The following is a 16512-nucleotide window of genomic DNA, read 5'->3' as shown; positions in this document are numbered from 1 at the left end:
GCCACTGATCGTCCATTCCGCGCCTTGTCGGCGCGCATTCGAGGGGGGACCGACCCATGTCGTCCAACGTCAGCCGACGCGTCGTGCTCAGAGGAACCGCCGCTGCCGCCGCCGGAGTGGCGCTGCTCGCCACCGGCGCCCGGGCCGCCGACCACACCGGCCACACCACCACCGAGGACCACACCGGTCACGGCGGCCACGGCACCGGCCCCGCTGCGTTCGACGAGGTCTACAAGGGCCGTCGCATCGTCGGCAAGCCCGTGACGGGCGGCCACGAGGCCCACCACGGCGGCTTCGCCGTCACCGTGGACGGCAAGGAACTGCACGTCATGCAGAACGCCGACGGCTCCTGGATCAGCGTGGTGAACCACTACCAGGTCTTCGACCAGCCGCTCGCGCTCACCCGCGCCGCCGTCGACGCGCTCCGCGGCGCGACGCTCGTCCCGATCGCGATGAACTGACCGGCCACTGCCGCACGCACCCCACCGACCCACACTTCCCACTCACGAGGACACGAACCCCATGGCAGTGCGCAAGAACCAGGCGAACCTGACCGCCACCGAGAAGCGCAACTTCGTCAACGCCGTGCTGGAGCTCAAGCGCACCGGTGTGTACGACGGCTTCGTCCGGACGCACAACGAGTTCATCATGAGCGACACCGACAACGGCGACCGCGTCGGCCACCGCTCCCCCTCCTTCCTCCCCTGGCACCGCCGCTTCCTGATCCAGTTCGAGCAGGAGCTGCAGAAGATCGACTCCTCGGTCACGCTGCCCTACTGGGACTGGACCGTCGACCGCACGGCCAACGCCTCGATCTTCGGCGCGGACTTCATGGGCGGCAACGGCCGCAGCCGTGACGCGCAGGTCACCACCGGCCCGTTCGCCTACTCCACGGGCAAGTGGACCATCAACGTCAGCGTCGACAACCGCAACTTCCTGCAGCGCGAGATCGGTGCCGCGGGCACGCTGCCCACGCGCGCCCAGGTGGACGCCGTCCTCGCCATGCCGGTCTACGACACGGCCCCGTGGAACAGCGCCTCCGAGGGCAGCTTCCGCAACTACCTCGAGGGCTGGCGCGGCGCGGGCCGCGTCCACAACAACGTCCACGTGTGGATGGGCGGCCAGATGGCCACCGGCGTCTCCCCCAACGACCCGGTCTTCTGGCTGCACCACGCCCACATCGACAAGCTGTGGTCCGACTGGCAGCGCATGCACCCGCAGTCCGCGTACCTGCCGGCCGCCGGCACCGCGAACGTCGTGGACCTCAACGACACCATGCGTCCGTGGAACAACGTCACCCCGGCCCAGATGCTCGACCACACCTCGTACTACACCTACGCGTAGGGCACAGCCGCCCGAGCCGCACCACGCGTAAGGCACGGCACGCGACAGGCGCACACGCGTCCGGCCCGGTGCGGGGAACCGCGCCGGGCCGGCGGGCGTGATGGGGAGCGGGGGCCGCCACGGACCCCGGTGAAGATCGCGATCCGAACAAGATCGCACCGGCACCGGTGTGTTTGTCAGCCCTTGCGGCCATACTGCTGGCCGGGGCACCTGTTCCCGGCCGCGCCGGACGACGGGCCGCCCTCAGCGACCGAGGGGGAGGTCACGTGTCACAGCCGCAGCCGGCCGGCGGGCCGCGAGGAGCGCCCGGCCGCAGCACTTCCGGCCCGGCCTGGCGCGAGGGCCTCGACCGCGTGCGGGCCGCGGCGGTCACGGAGCCCGGCAGGCTGCGGGTCATCGGCGCCGTCCTGGCCGTGGTCCTCGTCGCGTTCGGTGCGGTCACCGCCTGGCAGGTCGCCTCCAGATCCGCCGCGGCCGACTCCGTCGTCCGCACCAGCCAGCCGCTCAGCGCCGACGCCGCCGACATCTACCGCTCGCTCGCCGACGCCGACACCACCGCGGCGAGCGGCTTCCTCGCGGGCGGCCAGGAGCCGCACGCGGTCCGGCAGCGCTACGAGAAGGACATCGCGCTCGCCTCCCGGCTGCTGGTGAAGGCCGCCGCGAACGCCGAGGGCTCGGCCACGGCCCGCGCCCGCATCGCCACCCTCAACGAGGGACTGCCGCGCTACACCGGCCTCGTGGAGGCCGCGCGCGCCAACAACCGCCAGGGCCTGCCGCTCGGCGGCGCCTACCTGCGCTACGCGGGCGACCGCATGCGCGGGGAGCTGCTGCCCGCCGCCCGCGGCCTGTACGAGGCCGAGACGGGCCGCCTCGGCTCCGACTACGACGACGCCAAGTCCTGGCCGTGGGCCGCCCTGGCCCTCGGCGCCGTCGCGCTCGGCGCCCTCGCCTGGGCCCAGCGCCGCAACTACCTCCGCACGAACCGGGTCTTCAACCACGGCCTGCTCGCCGCCACCGCGGCCGCCGTCGTCGTCCTGCTGTGGCTGGTCGTCGGCCACGCCGTGGCCCGCTCCGGCCTGGAGACCTCCTGCGCCCACGGCGCGAAGTCCCTGCAGGCGCTCAACGAGGCCCGGATCGGCTCGCTCCAGGCCCGCGGCGACGAGAACCTCGCCATGGTCGCCCGGGGCGCCGTCCTCGGGAAGAACGGCGACGACGCCTACGAGACGGGTTACCGCGACGGCATGGGCCGGCTCGTCGGCGGCAGCCAGGGCCCGGCCCGCCCGGACACCCTGCTGGAGCGCGCCCGGGCGCTCGCCGACGACGCCGAGGGGCGCGATCCGGTCGAGGCCGCCGTCAAGAACGTCCGCGAGTGGCAGCAGCGCCACGGCCAGGCGCGCGCCCTCGCCGACGACCGCGGCGACTACGACGACGCCCTGCGCAAGGTGATCGGCGACAAGGACAGCACCGGCGCGTCCTTCGACCGGGTGGACACCGAACTGCAGCGCGCGATCGCCCACGAGCAGGCCGAGTTCCGGCAGGAGGCCGACGACGGGCGCGGCGCGTTCTCGGGCCTGGCCGCCGGAGCGGCCGTGCTGACCGTCCTCGGCGCCGCCGGTGCCGTCGTCGGCGTGGGCCGCAGGCTGTCGGAGTACCGGTGAGGCCGGTACGGGAGGACGAGGGGGAGGCGGTGCGCATGGCAGGGGCCCGGACGGAGAAGCGGCTGCGGATGCGGGCCGGCCCGGCGGCGGTGGCGGCCGCCGTGTGCGCCCTGGCCGCGGCGGCCGCGGCCGTGCTGCCCACGGGCGGCCGACCCGCGCAGGACCGGCCGGCCCGGGCCGCCGCGCCCGCGGTGCCCGCCCCCGACGCGGCGCCGCCCGCGCAGTGCACCGACCCCGAGGCGAGCCTGCGGCCGGCGGGCGGGGCCGGCGGAGCGGCCGTGCAGCGCATCAAGGCCCGCGGCCGGCTGATCGCGGGCGTCGACCAGAACAGCTACCGCTGGGGCTACCGCAACCCCGCCGACGGCGAGCTCAGCGGCTTCGACATCGACCTCGTCCGGGCCGTCGCCAAGGACATCCTCGGCGACCCCGGCAAGGTCACCTATCTCGCGATCCCCACGAGCCGGCGCATATCCGCCCTGCAGACGGGCAAGGTGGACATCGTCGCCCGCACGATGACCATCACGTGCGAACGGATCAGACAAGTGGCGTTCTCCACCGCCTACTTCGAGTCCGGGCAGCAGGTGATGGTCCCCAAGGGGTCACCGGTGACCGCTTTCGACGACTCGCTGAAGGGGAAGAAGGTCTGTACGGCGGAGGGTTCCACGGCCGAGATCAAGGTGCGGGAAGAGCCGCACGGTTCCTCCCTGCTGACGGTCCCCAACCAGCTCGACTGCCTGGTGCGGCTCCAGCTCGGCGAGGTCGACGCCGTGGTCAACGACAGGGCCCTCGGGGCCGGCCAGGCGGCACAGGACCCGTCCGTGCAGCTCGTCGGAAAGCCGTTCACCACCGAACCGTACGGCGTGGCGATGAACCTCGCGGACACGGACCTGGTACGCCGGGTCAACAAGGTGCTGGAGGACTACCGCGCGGGCGGCGCCGGAAGCCTCTGGATGAAGGCGTACGACAAGTGGCTCGCCGCCGACCTGAAGGGCATCACCGCCCCGCCGGCGCCCAAGTACCGGGACTGACGGCGGGCCGGGGAGCACGGCCGTAACGGACACGCCCGCGGCGCGCGCCGCGGACAGGAGAGAGGGGATCGATGGCGGTCGCGGAGCCCACCGGGCCGGCCTTGACCCGCGAGGAGGTGGACCGTGCGCTGGCCAGGCTCGGCGCGGAGCACGAGGCCGTCGAATCCTCGCTGCTCGCCCTCCAGGAGCACGCGGGGCGGCGCCTGCTGGAAGGGGCGGAGCTCACCGGCGAGACCAGGAGCCGGTGGGCGGCCGCCGAGGCCCTCATCGGGCAGCTGTGGGCGTACTTCGACGCCTACACCGCGGCCCTGACCGCCGCCCGCGAGCTGCGCGCCCGCCGCCGCTGGCCCACCCAGGGCGAGCTGTCCGAGCTCACCGAGCTGCTGCGCGGCTCCGGCGTCACCCTGCCCGGCCACGGCACGGCCGCGCTCGGCACGGCCGGCCTCCCGGTGGGCGCGGGGGGCACGGAGGGCCTGCCGGCGCGCCTCAGCGAGCAGCTGAGCCTGCAGGAGCTGCTGGACCGGATGAACGGCTGGTACGCCCGGGCCCTCGACGTCGTCGTGATCGCCGACGCCGTGTGGTCGGCGCTGCCCGCCCGCATCGACCTGCTCGCCGCCGAGCTCGGGCGCACCCGCTCCCTCGCCCACTCGGTGGGCGTCCGGCCCGGCGAGCACCCCTCCGGTGACGACCTGGAGCAGATCACCCGGGAACTGGCCGCGCTGCGGGAAGAGGTGATATCCGATCCGGTCGCCTTCTGGGCCGGCTCCTCGCCCAGCTCGGCCCCGGGCGGCGGCCGCCCGGACACCACGCGCTACGACCGCGCCGCGCGGGCCCTGGAGGACGTCCGCCGGGAGGTCGAGGCGGTGCTGGACGTCCGGCAGGACGCCGAGCGGCGGCTGATGCGCGTGCGCGACGTCCTCTCGCGCGCGGACCGCACGCTGAACGAGGCCCGGCAGGCGCGCGTCGAGGTCCTGTCGAAGATCGCCGCGTCCGTGGTGCCGGCCGTCTCGGGCCCGCCGACGGCCCTCTACGAGCAGCTGTCGGCCGCCGCCGAGCACCGCAGACACGCCCGGTGGCACCGGCTCTCGCCACTCCTGGACGGCCTGGAGCAGCGCTCGGAGGAGGAGCTGCTGCGCGCCCGCGAGTCGCTGACGGCGGTGACGGCCCCGCTGGCGGTCCGCGCCGAGCTGCGCGGCCGCCTGGACGCGTACAAGGCCAAGACCGCCCGGCACGGCCTCGCGGAGGACTCCCTGCTCACCGAGCGGTACGACGCGGCGCGGCGCATGCTGTGGAGCGCGCCGTGCGATCTGGTGGCCGCCGAACAGGCGGTCCTGCGCTATCAGCAGGCGCTGGCCGAGGCGCTGTCGGCGCCGCAGGGCACCGGGGAGCGGCCCACGGGGCGGAGGGGGGAAGCGTGAGCGAGGCCTGTCAGCGGCCGGGGTGCGCCGGTTCGTACGAGGACGTCGGCGGCGGCGAGCTGTACTGCGACACGTGCGGCCTGGCGCCGGTCGTGTCGCCGAACGGGATGGTCTCCTCCCCCGCCACGGGGGTGGCGGGGGGCTCCCCGGGCAGCGGCCCGGAGGGCGGGGCGGGAGCGGGGTCGCAGGGCTCGTCGGGTTCGTCGTCCCGCTCCTCCTCCGCGCGGTCGTCCTCGCGGTCGTCGCGCTCGTCGTCGCGTTCCTCGTCGTCGCGGCGGTCGGTGTCGGGGCGCCTGTCGCGCTCGCTGCCGGGGACCGAGGGCGCGAGCACGCGGTCGGTGTCGGTGCGCAGCGCGGGCACGGGGCCGTCGTCGTCGGGGCGCGGCAGGCTGGGCGCGGGCCTGGTCAAGGTGCCGGAGGTGCCACGTCCGGATCCCCGGGCGGCGGTGCTGGCCAACCCGGAGGTGCCCGAGCGCAAGCGGTTCTGCAGCCGCGGCGACTGCGGTGCGCCGGTGGGCCGGGCGCGCGGGGACCGGCCGGGGCGTACGGAGGGCTTCTGCACCAAGTGCGGCCACCCGTACTCCTTCGTGCCCAAGCTGCGCGCCGGGGACGTGGTGCACGGGCAGTACGAGGTGGCGGGCTGCCTGGCGCACGGCGGCCTCGGCTGGATCTACCTGGCCGTCGACCGGGCCGTGTCGGACCGCTGGGTCGTGCTCAAGGGCCTGCTGGACACGGGCGACGAGGACGCCCTGGCGGTGGCGGTCTCCGAGCGGCGCTTCCTCGCCGAGATCGAGCACTCCAACATCGTCCGCATCTACAACTTCGTCGAGCACCTCGACCAGCGCACCGGCAGCCTCGACGGCTACATCGTCATGGAGTACGTCGGCGGCAAGTCCCTGAAGGAGATCGCCAACGAGCGGCGGACGCCGGACGGGCGGCGCGATCCGCTGCCGGTGGAGCAGGCGTGCGCGTACGGCATCGAGGCACTGGAGGCGCTCGGCCACCTGCACAGCCGCCACCTGCTGTACTGCGACTTCAAGGTCGACAACGCCATCCAGCAGCAGGACCAGCTCAAGCTGATCGACATGGGCGCGGTCCGGCGGATGGACGACGAGGACGGCGCGATCTACGGCACGGTGGGCTACCAGGCCCCCGAGGTCGCCGAGGTGGGCCCCTCGGTCGCCTCCGACCTCTACACGGTGGCCCGCACGCTGGCCGTGCTCACCTTCGACTTCCAGGGCTACACGAACGTCTTCCGGGACAGCCTGCCCGACCCGGACCACATCGAGGTCTTCTCCCGCTACGAGTCCTTCTACCGGCTGCTGGTCCGGGCCACGGACCCCGATCCGGCTCGGCGGTTCGCCTCCGCCGAGGAGATGGCCGACCAGCTGACGGGGGTGCTGCGGGAGGTCGTCGCGCTGCAGACGGGCCGGCCGCGGCCCGCGCTGTCCACGCTGTTCGGGCCGGAACTGCGGGTGGTGGACACCCGGCTGTTCGAGGAGGCCGACGGCGAGGTCTCGGCGCTGGGCGGCCGGGCGGCGCCGGGCCGCAGGATGCTGCCGGGCCGGGCCGGCGCGCGCCGGCTGCCGCCCGGGGGAGCACCGGGAAGCCCGCTCGCAGTGCCCGCCCCGCCCGTCGCGGCGCTCGACGCCCGGGCCGCGGCGCTGGCCCTGCCGGTGCCGCTCGTCTCCCCCGGCGACCCCAACGCGGGCTTCCTGGCGGGGCTGCTCGCCTCGCAGCCCGCCGAGGTGTACGCCGCGCTGCAGGCCGCGCCCGCCGAGTCGACGGAGCTGCGGCTGCGCAGGATCCGGGCCCAGCTGGAACTGGGCGAGGAGGTGCAGGCGTCCCATGCTCTGGAGAGCCTCGAAGCCGCCCACCCGGGCGACTGGCGGATCGTCTGGTACCGCGGGCTCCACGCACTGGTCCGCGGTGACAAGGAGACGGCTGCGCTGTCCTTCGACGCGGTCTACGACGCCTTCCCGGGCGAGCCCGCCCCGAAGCTGGCGCTCGGCGTGTGCGCGGAGGTCCTCGGGCAGCTCGACAACGCCGCCGAGTACTACCGGCTGGTGTGGGTGACCGACCCGAGCTTCGTCAGCGCCGCGTTCGGGCTGGCGCGGGTGCGGCTGGCCGGCGGGGACCGCCGGGGCGCCGTGCGCGCGCTGGAGTCCGTGCCGGAGGCGTCCATCCACTACACCGCGGCGCGGGTCGCGGCGGTGCGGGCCCGGCTGCGGCGGCGTTCGCCGCAGGAGCCGCTGCTGGACGACCTGGTGGCCGCCGCGGGCCAGGTGGAGCGGCTGGCGGACTTCGGGCTGGACGCCGTGCGCCGCGAGCGGCTCTCCACGGAGGTGCTGGGCAGCGCGCTGGACTGGGTGCTGTCGGGCTCCCCCGGCCCGGGCGGCGGCGACCAGGCCGCCAGCCGGGGCGCGCTGCTGGGCCGCGGCCTGGACGAGCGCGAGCTGCGCTTCGGGCTGGAGCGCAGCTACCGCGTGCTCGCCCGGCTGGCCCAGCGCGGCGAGGAACGGATCGAACTGGTGGAGCGGGCAAACCGTTTCCGCCCCAGGACATGGGTGTGATCGATGTCGCAAGTGCCGCGCCCCTCACAACTGACGGCGTGCCCCGCCTGCAGGGAACCGCTGGACCCGGCCGACAATTTCTGCGGCGGCTGCGGCGCCGACCTGTCGGCGGTGCCTGCGGTCCTCCCCGACGACCGCGACGGCCCGTCCGACTACCCGCTCGCGCTGCCCGACCCCGGCGCCCGGGCGGCCGTACGGGCTCCCCTCGTGCCTCCTGCGCCCTCGGACGACGGCCCGCCACAGCCCGCGCGGCCGCCGGGAAGTGACGCCTCGGCGGCCCCCGGCGCGCCCGACCCCCGCACCGGGTCCGTACTGGGCGGGGTCCCGGCGCAGGCGGCGCACGAGGTCTCCGGGGCGCCGCCCGAGGGGGGTGCCGCCCACCCGGCCCCCGGGGGGACCGGGCGGATCTGCGGGTCGTGCCGATCCGGCATGATCGACAAGGACGGGTACTGCGAACACTGCGGGCATGCACAGCCGCGCGAACGGGATCACATGGAGCACCAGTTGCCAGGCGTCGCAGCGGTCAGCGACCGCGGACTGCGCCACCACCGGAACGAGGACGCGTACGCCGTGTCCGCCATCGCCCTCGCCGACGGGGCCCCGGCCACCGTCGCCGTCGTCAGTGACGGCGTGTCGTCCGCGACCCGCCCCGACGAGGCGTCGGCCGCGGCGTGCGCGGCCGCACGGGAGGTGCTGGTCGCGGCCCTGCCGGAGGGAGGGGATCCGCGGCAGGCCACCCATGACGCGATCATGCGGGCGGCCGAGGCGGTGACGTCGCTGGCCGCGCCCCCGCGCGGGCCGCTGCAGCACGACCCGCACCGCCAGGAGAACGCCCCCGCGTGCACGATCGTGACGGCCGTCGTCACGGGCGACCTGCTCACGGTCGGCTGGGTCGGCGACAGCCGGGCCTACTGGGTGCCGGAGGACCGTTCCACCCAGCCCGCCCGGCTCACCGAGGACGACTCCTGGGCCGCCCAGATGGTCGCCGCGGGCCTGCTGACGGAGGCCGAGGCGTACGCCGACGAGCGGGCCCACGCCATCACCGGCTGGCTGGGCGCGGACGCCTACGAGGTCGAGCCGCACACCGCGTCCTTCCACCCCGACCGCAAGGGCGTGGTCATCGTCTGCACGGACGGGCTGTGGAACTACGCGGAGTCCGCCGAGCTGATGGCCGAGGTCACCCCGCCGGACGCCAGGACGCGGCCGCTGGAGTGCGCCCGGCAACTGCTGGCCCACGCCCTGGACGGAGGGGGCCACGACAACGTAACAGTGGCCGTACTGCCGTTCCCGCTGTCGCCCGAGGGGGCAGGATCGGCCTGAGACCAGGGCTCCCCCGGCTGCCGCCGGAGGTGCCCGCAGGGGGGATGCGCGCCGGTGGCCCGGCCGGTGCCGCGCGCAGGTCCGCCCGGGTGTCCATGGCACGGACGGAGTACCGAGGAGCGGATCAGATGGCCAATTTCTCCAAGCCGAGCGAGCACCGGTTCACGGTCGAGGTGTACCAGAACGCCCATCTGCCGGAAGGCGGGCGCGAGGTCGACGCGATCGTCACGGTCACCGCCACGGGCGGAGGGACCATGGCGGAGACGCCGCTCGCCTCCCGGACTCCCCTGGTGCCCCATCAGTCCCCGGCGTCCTACGGGCAGCGGGCCGCCGGCCCCGACGCGGCCGTGGTCGTCATGGTCGACTGCTCCGGGTCGATGGACTACCCGCCGACCAAGATGCGCAACGCCCGCGCCGCCACGGCGGCCGCCATCGACACCCTGCGCGACGGCGTGGCCTTCGCCGTCGTGGCCGGCACCCACCAGGCGAAGGAGGCCTACCCCGGCGGCGGGCGGCTCGCGCTGGCCGACGCCACCACCCGGCAGCAGGCCAAGGACGCCCTGCGCAAGCTCACCCCGGGCGGCGGCACCGCGATCGGCACCTGGCTGCGCCTGGCCGACCGGCTGCTGGAGTCGTCCGAGGCGCCGATACGGCACGGCATCCTCCTCACCGACGGGCGCAACGAGCACGAGGAGCCCGACGCCCTGCGCGCCTCGCTGAAGGTCTGCGCGGGCCGGTTCACCTGTGACGCGCGCGGGGTGGGCACCGACTGGGAGGTCAAGGAGGTCACCGGCATCGCCTCGGCGCTTCTGGGCACGGCCGACATCGTCGCCGACCCGGCCGGGCTGTCCGCCGACTTCACGCGGATGATGGAGAACGCCATGGGCAAGGAGGTCGCGGACGTGGCCCTGCGCCTGTGGACGCCGCAGGGCGCCGAGGTGCAGTTCCTCAAGCAGGTCGCACCGTCCCTGGAGACGCTGACCGAGCGGCGCGTGGACGCCGGCCCGCGCATCGGCGACTACCCCACCGGCTCCTGGGGCGACGAGTCCCGCGACTACCACCTGTGCGTGCGGGTGCCCGCCGCCGCGGTGGGCGAGGAGATGCTCGCCGCCCGCGTCTCGCCGGTGCTGCCCGCGCCCGCGGGCTCCTCGCCGCAGGTGCTGGCGCAGGGGCTCGTCCGGGCGTTCTGGACGGACGACCTCGCCGCGTCCACCTCCCTCAACCCCCAGGTCGCGCACTACACCGGTCAGGCCGAGCTGGCCCGGGTCATCCAGCAGGGCCTGGACCTGCGCCGGTCGGGTGACATCGACGGGGCGACGGCCAAGCTCGGCCGCGCCGTCCAGCTGGCGAACCGCTCCGGCAACGAGGACACCGCGAAACTCCTCGCCAAGGTGGTGGACGTGGTGGACGCCGCGACGGGTACTGTGCGGCTGAAGGCGAAGGTCACGGCGGAGGCGCAGATGACCCTCGAAACACGCTCGACGAAAACCGTACGGGTGAAGAAGTAGCGCCGGGAGGCGTGGCGGCCGCAGAGTGTGCCGCGGCGCGGACCGTCCGCCCCGACCCCGGGAAGCAACCGCCGGCAGGCCACCGCCCCGCCGGCAACGACCGCAACGAACGGCACACGAGGGGGATCAACCGACATGCCGACCTGCCCGAACGGCCACCAGTCGACGGCCGAGGACTGGTGCGAGGTGTGCGGCCACCGCATGTCGGGGGCGCCCGACCGGCCCGGCCCCGCCGGAGCCACGGGCGCCGTCCCGCCGCCTCCCCCCGCACCGCCCACCGGCGCGCCCCTGCCGCCCCCGAGCGGCCCGCAGGGCGCGCCCGGCTACGGCTTCGGCGGGCACACCGGGGACACGACCGTCCAGGCCGAGCTGTGCCCGCACTGCCGTACGCCCCGGGAGGCGCAGGCACCTTTCTGCGAGGAGTGCCGGTACAACTTCCTGACCCGGACGGGGGCTTCGTTCGGGCCGCCGCCACCGCTGTCCCCGCAGGGGTTGCAGTCGGCTCCGCCGCCCCCGCCGCAGCACACCCAGCCGCCGCAGTCCTACGAGTACTACGGCTCGCGCCCGTCGCGGATCAACCGCCCGGCCGAACCGCTCACTCCGGAGACGCACACGTCCTCGCCGTACGCCGAGCCGGTCTACGCGGACGAGGCCGGCGGCGACTGGATGCTGCCCCCGCCGGGCGCGGCCACGGCGCCGCCCGCCTCGCCCTACGGTTACGAGCACGCGGCGACGGGCGGGGTGCCGGGGCAGCAGCAGGCTCCGCAGCAGCACGCGCCGGCCGGGTGGACGGCCGTCGTGGCGCCCGACCGCGAGTACTTCATGGCGATGATGAACCGCAGCGGCCCGGAGGCCGCCGGGCTCAACCTCCCGGCGTACTCCCCCGAGCTGCAGCTGCCGCTCAACGGGCCCCAGGTGACGGTCGGGCGGCGGCGCCACAGCACCGGCGAGTCGCCGGACATCGACCTGTCGCGCCCGCCGGAGGACCCCGGCGTCTCGCACCAGCACGCGATGTTCGTGCAGCAGCCCGACGGCGGCTGGGCCGTGGTCGACCAGGACTCCACCAACGGCACCACCATCAACGGCTCGGAGACGCCGATCCAGCCCTACGTGCCCGTGCCGCTGCAGGACGGCGACCGGGTGCACGTGGGGGCGTGGACGACGATCACGCTGCACCGGGGCTGACGGGCCCCGGACGCCGGTCCCGGGCCCGTCACGGCCGGCGCGTACCGCCCAGCGGCCACCTGCACGGGCCCTCGGGGTGGTCCAGCCACGCCCACTGGGCGTCGCCCGCGACCGAGACGCCGAAGCGCTCGCGCCCCGGGCGGCCCTCGGCGCGCCAGACGGCGTGGGCGTCCGCCGGGTCCAGCGCACCGGCGGTCAGTGTCAGCAGGAAGCGGAAGCGCTCGCTCTGCAGCAGCCGGCAGGGCAGGCCCCGGATCCTGGGCACCGGCGCGGCCGCACCTCCGCGCAGCGGGACGAAGTAGGCGGGGGTGCGCAGGAACCTTCCCTCGGCGTGCGTGGCGTCCGCGACCCGCAGCGCGATCAGGCCGGTGGCGAGCGGGGCGAGGACCAGGCCGTCCGGTCGCGTCTGCGCGATCCAGGCGGGCGGCACCCGGGAGACGGCGCAGGTGGCGAGGATCCGGTCGAACGGGGCGCGCCACGGGCAGCCCAGCGCTCCGTCGCCCGTGACGACCTCCGGGTGGAAGCCCGCCTCGGTGAGGTGGTCGCGGGCGGAGGCGGTGATCTCCGGGTCGAGGTCGACGGTGGTGACGTTGCCGTCGCCGAGGCGGTGGGCGAGCAGGGCCGCGTTGTAGCCGGTGCCCGTGCCGATCTCCAGCACGCGGTGGCCGTCCTGGACGTTCAGGGCGGAGAGCATCCTGGCCATCAGGGAGGGCTGGCTGCTGGAGGAGATCAGCTCGCCGTCGCGGACGCGGGTGGCGAGCGGGTCGTCCGCGTAGGCGCCGACCAGCCAGTTCTCGTGGCCCAGGGGGTCGGGGTCGCCTCCGGACAGGCGCCGGTAGCCGCCGACGACACCGGCGTAGTAGACGGGGACGAACAGCTCCCGGGGCACCTCGGCGAAGGCGCGCCGCCACCGGGGGTCGGTCAGCTCGCCGGCCGCCCGCAGCCTCTCGACCAGCTCGGTCCGCAGCGCCGAGGACAGCTCCATGTCCCGCTTCAGATGGGTGGCACCCATGCCTCCACTGTGCGCCGCGGCCGCGGTTTGTGCGAAGGTCCTACATCGCCGGTCCTCGGCCGGTCCGTCTGAGACCATGGAGGGGTGATTGAGATTCCGCGCGGCACGCTTCAGGAGCAGACCTTCTACGAGCAGGTCGGCGGCGAGGAGACCTTCCGGCGCCTGGTCCGCCGCTTCTACGAGGGCGTGGCGGGCGACCCCCTGCTGCGGCCGATGTACCCCGAGGAGGACCTCGGCCCGGCCGAGGAGCGCCTGGTGCTCTTCCTCATGCAGTACTGGGGCGGGCCGCGGACGTACAGCGAGAACCGGGGCCACCCGCGGCTGCGGATGCGCCACGCACCCTTCACCGTCGACCGGGCCGCGCACGACGCGTGGCTGCGGCACATGCGGGACGCGGTGGACGAGCTGCAGCTCGCTCCGGAGCTGGAGCAGCAGCTGTGGAACTACCTGACGTACGCGGCGGCGTCGATGGTGAACACCGAGGGCTGAGCTGCTCCTGCGGCCGGCCGGGCCTCAGGCGGGCGTGACCGTCAGCCCGGAGACCCCGCCCGTCCGTACCGCGATGGAGCCGTACGGCGTGGTCAGCCGCAGCCAGCCGGCCGCCGCGAAGAGCATCACCGGCGCCTCGGGCGCCAGGGCGGTGCCCGTGCGGGCGCCCGGCGCCGACGAGCCGCTCACGGAGCCCGCACCGGCGCGCACGGGCCGCAGGAAGCCCAGCGACTGCGCGGCGTGGACCGCGCGCAGCGGCAGCCCCGTCTCGCCGAGGGTGCGGGACCAGATCTCGCGGCCGATGCGGTCGCGCTCGACCCGTGTGCGGCGCTGCTCGGGCAGTGCCTCGTCGCGCGCGCGGAACTCCGCGACCGCAGCGCCGACCGCGCTCCTCAGGGCCTCCTGGCCGGGAAGGCCCTCCACGCGCCGCCAGCCGCCGCGGGGCGGCAGCACCCCGGCCCAGGGCGGGCCGGTGACGGCACCGGGGACGGTGATCTCCAGCTCGCCCGAGGGCGCGGCGGGCGCCGTGTCCAGGGCGTCGGCGAGCTGCCCGGCCGAGACGGTGACGTCCAGCGCCCCGCCGTGGGCCAGCCGGGCCGTGCGGACCGCCAGCACCTCGAAGGAGGGCGGCCGGCCGAAGACGCCGAGCACCCCGCCGGCGGCCTGCAGCCGGACCACGGCGGCCCGGTCGTAGTGGATCAGCCGGGCCAGGAAGGCGACCAGGTCGGCCGTCTCCCCGGCATCGGCGAACCGCAGCCGCTGCCCGGCCGGAGGCTGGAGCCCCGTCATACGGCGACGGCCTCCTTGGGGGACGTGTCGCCGCGCCCGCCGCCGGTCTCCGCCTCGTCCCGGAACTCCTCCAGGAACATCCGCTCCTCGGCGGTGATCCGCCGGGGGCGGCCCGCCTCGAAGTCGAAGGGGACGACGACGGTGCTGGCGCGGACGTAGACGTGCTCCTCGTCCTTGACCTCGTAGGCGACGGTCAGGGACGCGGCGCCGAGCCGCGTCACCCACGTCTCCACGGTCACCGGCGCATGCCGGTGCACCAGGGGGCGCAGGTAGTCGATCTCGTGCCGGGCCACGACGGACCCGCCCTGGAACGACGTGCTCCCCTCCCCCGGCGCCAGCCGGAACATGAAGTCGATCCGCGCCTCTTCGAGGTAGCGGATGAAGACCGCGTTGTTCACATGGCCGAAGGCGTCCATGTCCGACCAGCGCAGGGGGCAGGAGTACAGGTGGCGCGCCACGATCAGCCCCGGGTGAGCTTCTTGTAGGTGGCGCGGTGCGGACGGGCCGCGTCCGGGCCGAGGCGCTCGATCTTGTTCTTCTCGTAGGACTCGAAGTTGCCCTCGAACCAGAACCACTTCGAGTCGCCCTCGTAGGCCAGGATGTGCGTGGCCACCCGGTCCAGGAACCAGCGGTCGTGGGAGACGACCACAGCGGCGCCCGGGAAGTCGAGCAGGGCGTTCTCCAGGGAGGAGAGGGTCTCGACGTCGAGGTCGTTGGTCGGCTCGTCGAGGAGCAGCAGGTTGCCGCCCTGCTTGAGGGTCAGCGCCAGGTTGAGGCGGTTGCGCTCACCGCCGGAGAGCACGCCGGCCGGCTTCTGCTGGTCCGGGCCCTTGAAGCCGAACGCGGAGACGTAGGCGCGCGAGGGCATCTCGACGTGGCCGACGTTGATGTAGTCCAGCTCGTCGGAGACGACGGCCCACAGCGTCTTCTTGGGGTCGATGTTGGCGCGGCTCTGGTCGACGTACGAGATCTTGACGGTCTCGCCGACCTTGATCGAACCGGAGTCCGGGGTCTCCAGGCCCTGGATCATCTTGAACAGCGTGGTCTTGCCGGCGCCGTTCGGGCCGATGACGCCCACGATGCCGTTGCGCGGCAGGGTGAAGGACAGGTCGTCGATGAGGACCTTCTCGCCGAAGGCCTTGGAGAGGTTGTTGACCTCGACGACGATGGAGCCCAGGCGCGGGCCCGGCGGGATCTGGATCTCCTCGAAGTCCAGCTTCCGCATCTTGTCGGCCTCGGCGGCCATCTCCTCGTAACGGGCGAGGCGCGCCTTGGACTTGGCCTGACGGCCCTTGGCGTTGGAGCGGACCCACTCCAGCTCTTCCTTGAGGCGCTTCTGGCGCTTGGCGTCCTTCTGGCCCTCGACCTTCAGACGGGCGGCCTTGTTCTCCAGGTAGGTGGAGTAGTTGCCCTCGTAGGGGATCGCGCGGCCGCGGTCGAGCTCCAGGATCCACTCGGCGACGTTGTCGAGGAAGTACCGGTCGTGGGTGATCGCCACGACGGTGCCCGCGTACTTGGCCAGGTGCTGCTCCAGCCAGTTCACCGACTCGGCGTCGAGGTGGTTGGTGGGCTCGTCGAGGAGCAGCAGGTCGGGGGCCTCGAGCAGCAGCTTGCAGAGCGCGACGCGGCGCTTCTCGCCACCGGAGAGGTTGACGACCGGCCAGTCGGCGGGCGGGCAGCCCAGGGCGTCCATGGCCTGCTCCAGCTGGGCGTCGAGGTCCCAGGCGTTGGCGTGGTCGAGTTCCTCCTGGAGCTTGCCCATCTCGTCGAGCAGCGCGTCGGAGTAGTCGGTCGCCATGAGCTCGGCGATCTCGTTGAAGCGGTTGAGCTTGCCCTTGATCTCCGCGACGCCGTCCTCGACGTTCTCCAGGACCGTCTTGGACTCGTCCAGCTTCGGCTCCTGCATCAGGATGCCGACGCTGTAGCCGGGCGAGAGGAACGCGTCGCCGTTGGACGGCTGCTCCAGGCCCGCCATGATCTTGAGGACGGTGGACTTACCGGCACCGTTGGGGCCGACCACACCGATCTTCGCACCGGGCAGGAAGCTCAGCGTCACGTCATCGAGGATGACCTTGTCGCCGTGCGCCTTGCGCGTCTTGCGCATGGTGTAGATGTACTCAGCCAAGAGAAACCGTCCGGCAATCGAGAAGGGCCAATGTGCGGCTCCGCCGCGTGAGGGCAGATACAC

14 protein-coding genes are annotated in these 16512 nt (G+C 74.1%); 10 read left to right on the top strand and 4 right to left on the bottom strand.

Annotated elements, in window-relative coordinates; translation table 11 throughout:
• Positions 1–56 precede the first annotated feature (56 nt).
• The 9 genes from melC1 (at position 57) to ACFPP6_RS03280 (ending at position 12034) form a co-directional block, all read left to right on the top strand.
• Complete coding sequence (gene melC1 / locus ACFPP6_RS03320; RefSeq protein ID WP_382036999.1) at positions 57–461, top strand: apotyrosinase chaperone MelC1; 405 nt, start codon at positions 57–59, stop codon at positions 459–461.
• A 61-nt stretch (positions 462–522) separates the two neighbouring features.
• The gene (gene melC2, locus ACFPP6_RS03315) at positions 523–1344 is read left to right on the top strand and encodes a tyrosinase MelC2 (protein WP_382036996.1); all 822 of its coding nucleotides are present in this window, start codon (positions 523–525) and stop codon (positions 1342–1344) included.
• Positions 1345–1610: 266 nt separating this feature from the next.
• Complete coding sequence (locus ACFPP6_RS03310) at positions 1611–3002, top strand: hypothetical protein (RefSeq protein WP_382036994.1); 1392 nt, start codon at positions 1611–1613, stop codon at positions 3000–3002.
• Positions 3003–3037: 35 nt separating this feature from the next.
• Entirely contained in the window at positions 3038–4030 is a 993-nt protein-coding gene (locus tag ACFPP6_RS03305) for a glutamate ABC transporter substrate-binding protein (RefSeq protein WP_382036992.1), read from the top strand.
• Positions 4031–4101: 71 nt separating this feature from the next.
• Positions 4102–5448, top strand: coding sequence for a hypothetical protein (locus ACFPP6_RS03300; protein WP_382036990.1), 1347 nt, complete (start codon positions 4102–4104; stop codon positions 5446–5448).
• Positions 5445–8021 carry a serine/threonine-protein kinase gene (locus ACFPP6_RS03295; protein WP_382036987.1) on the top strand — a complete coding sequence of 859 codons (2577 nt, stop codon included), beginning with the start codon at positions 5445–5447 and terminating at the stop codon, positions 8019–8021. The genes ACFPP6_RS03300 and ACFPP6_RS03295 overlap by 4 nt, the downstream gene beginning before the upstream one ends.
• Positions 8022–8024: 3 nt before the next feature.
• Positions 8025–9341, top strand: coding sequence for a protein phosphatase 2C domain-containing protein (locus ACFPP6_RS03290; protein WP_382036984.1), 1317 nt, complete (start codon positions 8025–8027; stop codon positions 9339–9341).
• A gap of 128 nt (positions 9342–9469) precedes the next feature.
• Complete coding sequence (locus tag ACFPP6_RS03285) at positions 9470–10849, top strand: vWA domain-containing protein (protein ID WP_382036981.1); 1380 nt, start codon at positions 9470–9472, stop codon at positions 10847–10849.
• Between the two features lie 135 nt (positions 10850–10984).
• On the top strand, positions 10985–12034 hold the full coding sequence (locus ACFPP6_RS03280; protein WP_382036979.1) for an FHA domain-containing protein: 1050 nt from the start codon (positions 10985–10987) through the stop codon (positions 12032–12034).
• Positions 12035–12062: 28 nt separating this feature from the next.
• Here ACFPP6_RS03280 and ACFPP6_RS03275 read toward each other — a convergent pair whose 3' ends face one another.
• Positions 12063–13046: a methyltransferase domain-containing protein gene (locus ACFPP6_RS03275; protein WP_382036977.1), complete on the bottom strand. Its 984-nt coding sequence runs from the start codon at positions 13044–13046 to the stop codon at positions 12063–12065.
• Positions 13047–13130: 84 nt separating this feature from the next.
• Here ACFPP6_RS03275 and ACFPP6_RS03270 point away from each other — a divergent pair, with 84 nt between their 5' ends.
• Positions 13131–13535 (top strand): globin, encoded by a 405-nt coding sequence (locus tag ACFPP6_RS03270; protein WP_058044403.1) that lies wholly within the window; start codon positions 13131–13133, stop codon positions 13533–13535.
• 24 nt (positions 13536–13559) lie between these two features.
• On the opposite strand, the gene ACFPP6_RS03265 is transcribed toward ACFPP6_RS03270, so the two are convergent.
• From ACFPP6_RS03265 to ettA, 3 genes are read right to left on the bottom strand one after another with little or no spacing between them, the layout of a single operon-like run.
• Positions 13560–14324, bottom strand: coding sequence for a DUF8010 domain-containing protein (locus ACFPP6_RS03265; RefSeq protein WP_382036974.1), 765 nt, complete (start codon positions 14322–14324; stop codon positions 13560–13562).
• On the bottom strand, positions 14321–14782 hold the full coding sequence (locus ACFPP6_RS03260) for an acyl-CoA thioesterase (protein WP_382036971.1): 462 nt from the start codon (positions 14780–14782) through the stop codon (positions 14321–14323). The genes ACFPP6_RS03265 and ACFPP6_RS03260 overlap by 4 nt, the downstream gene beginning before the upstream one ends.
• A 2-nt stretch (positions 14783–14784) precedes the next feature.
• Positions 14785–16449: an energy-dependent translational throttle protein EttA gene (gene ettA, locus ACFPP6_RS03255; protein WP_168093200.1), complete on the bottom strand. Its 1665-nt coding sequence runs from the start codon at positions 16447–16449 to the stop codon at positions 14785–14787.
• Positions 16450–16512: the final 63 nt, after the last annotated feature.

The organism is Streptomyces aureoversilis (assembly GCF_042657885.1).
In the GTDB taxonomy this organism is placed as follows: domain Bacteria; phylum Actinomycetota; class Actinomycetes; order Streptomycetales; family Streptomycetaceae; genus Streptomyces; species Streptomyces aureoversilis.
This window is presented reverse-complemented; position numbering and strand designations above follow the sequence as displayed.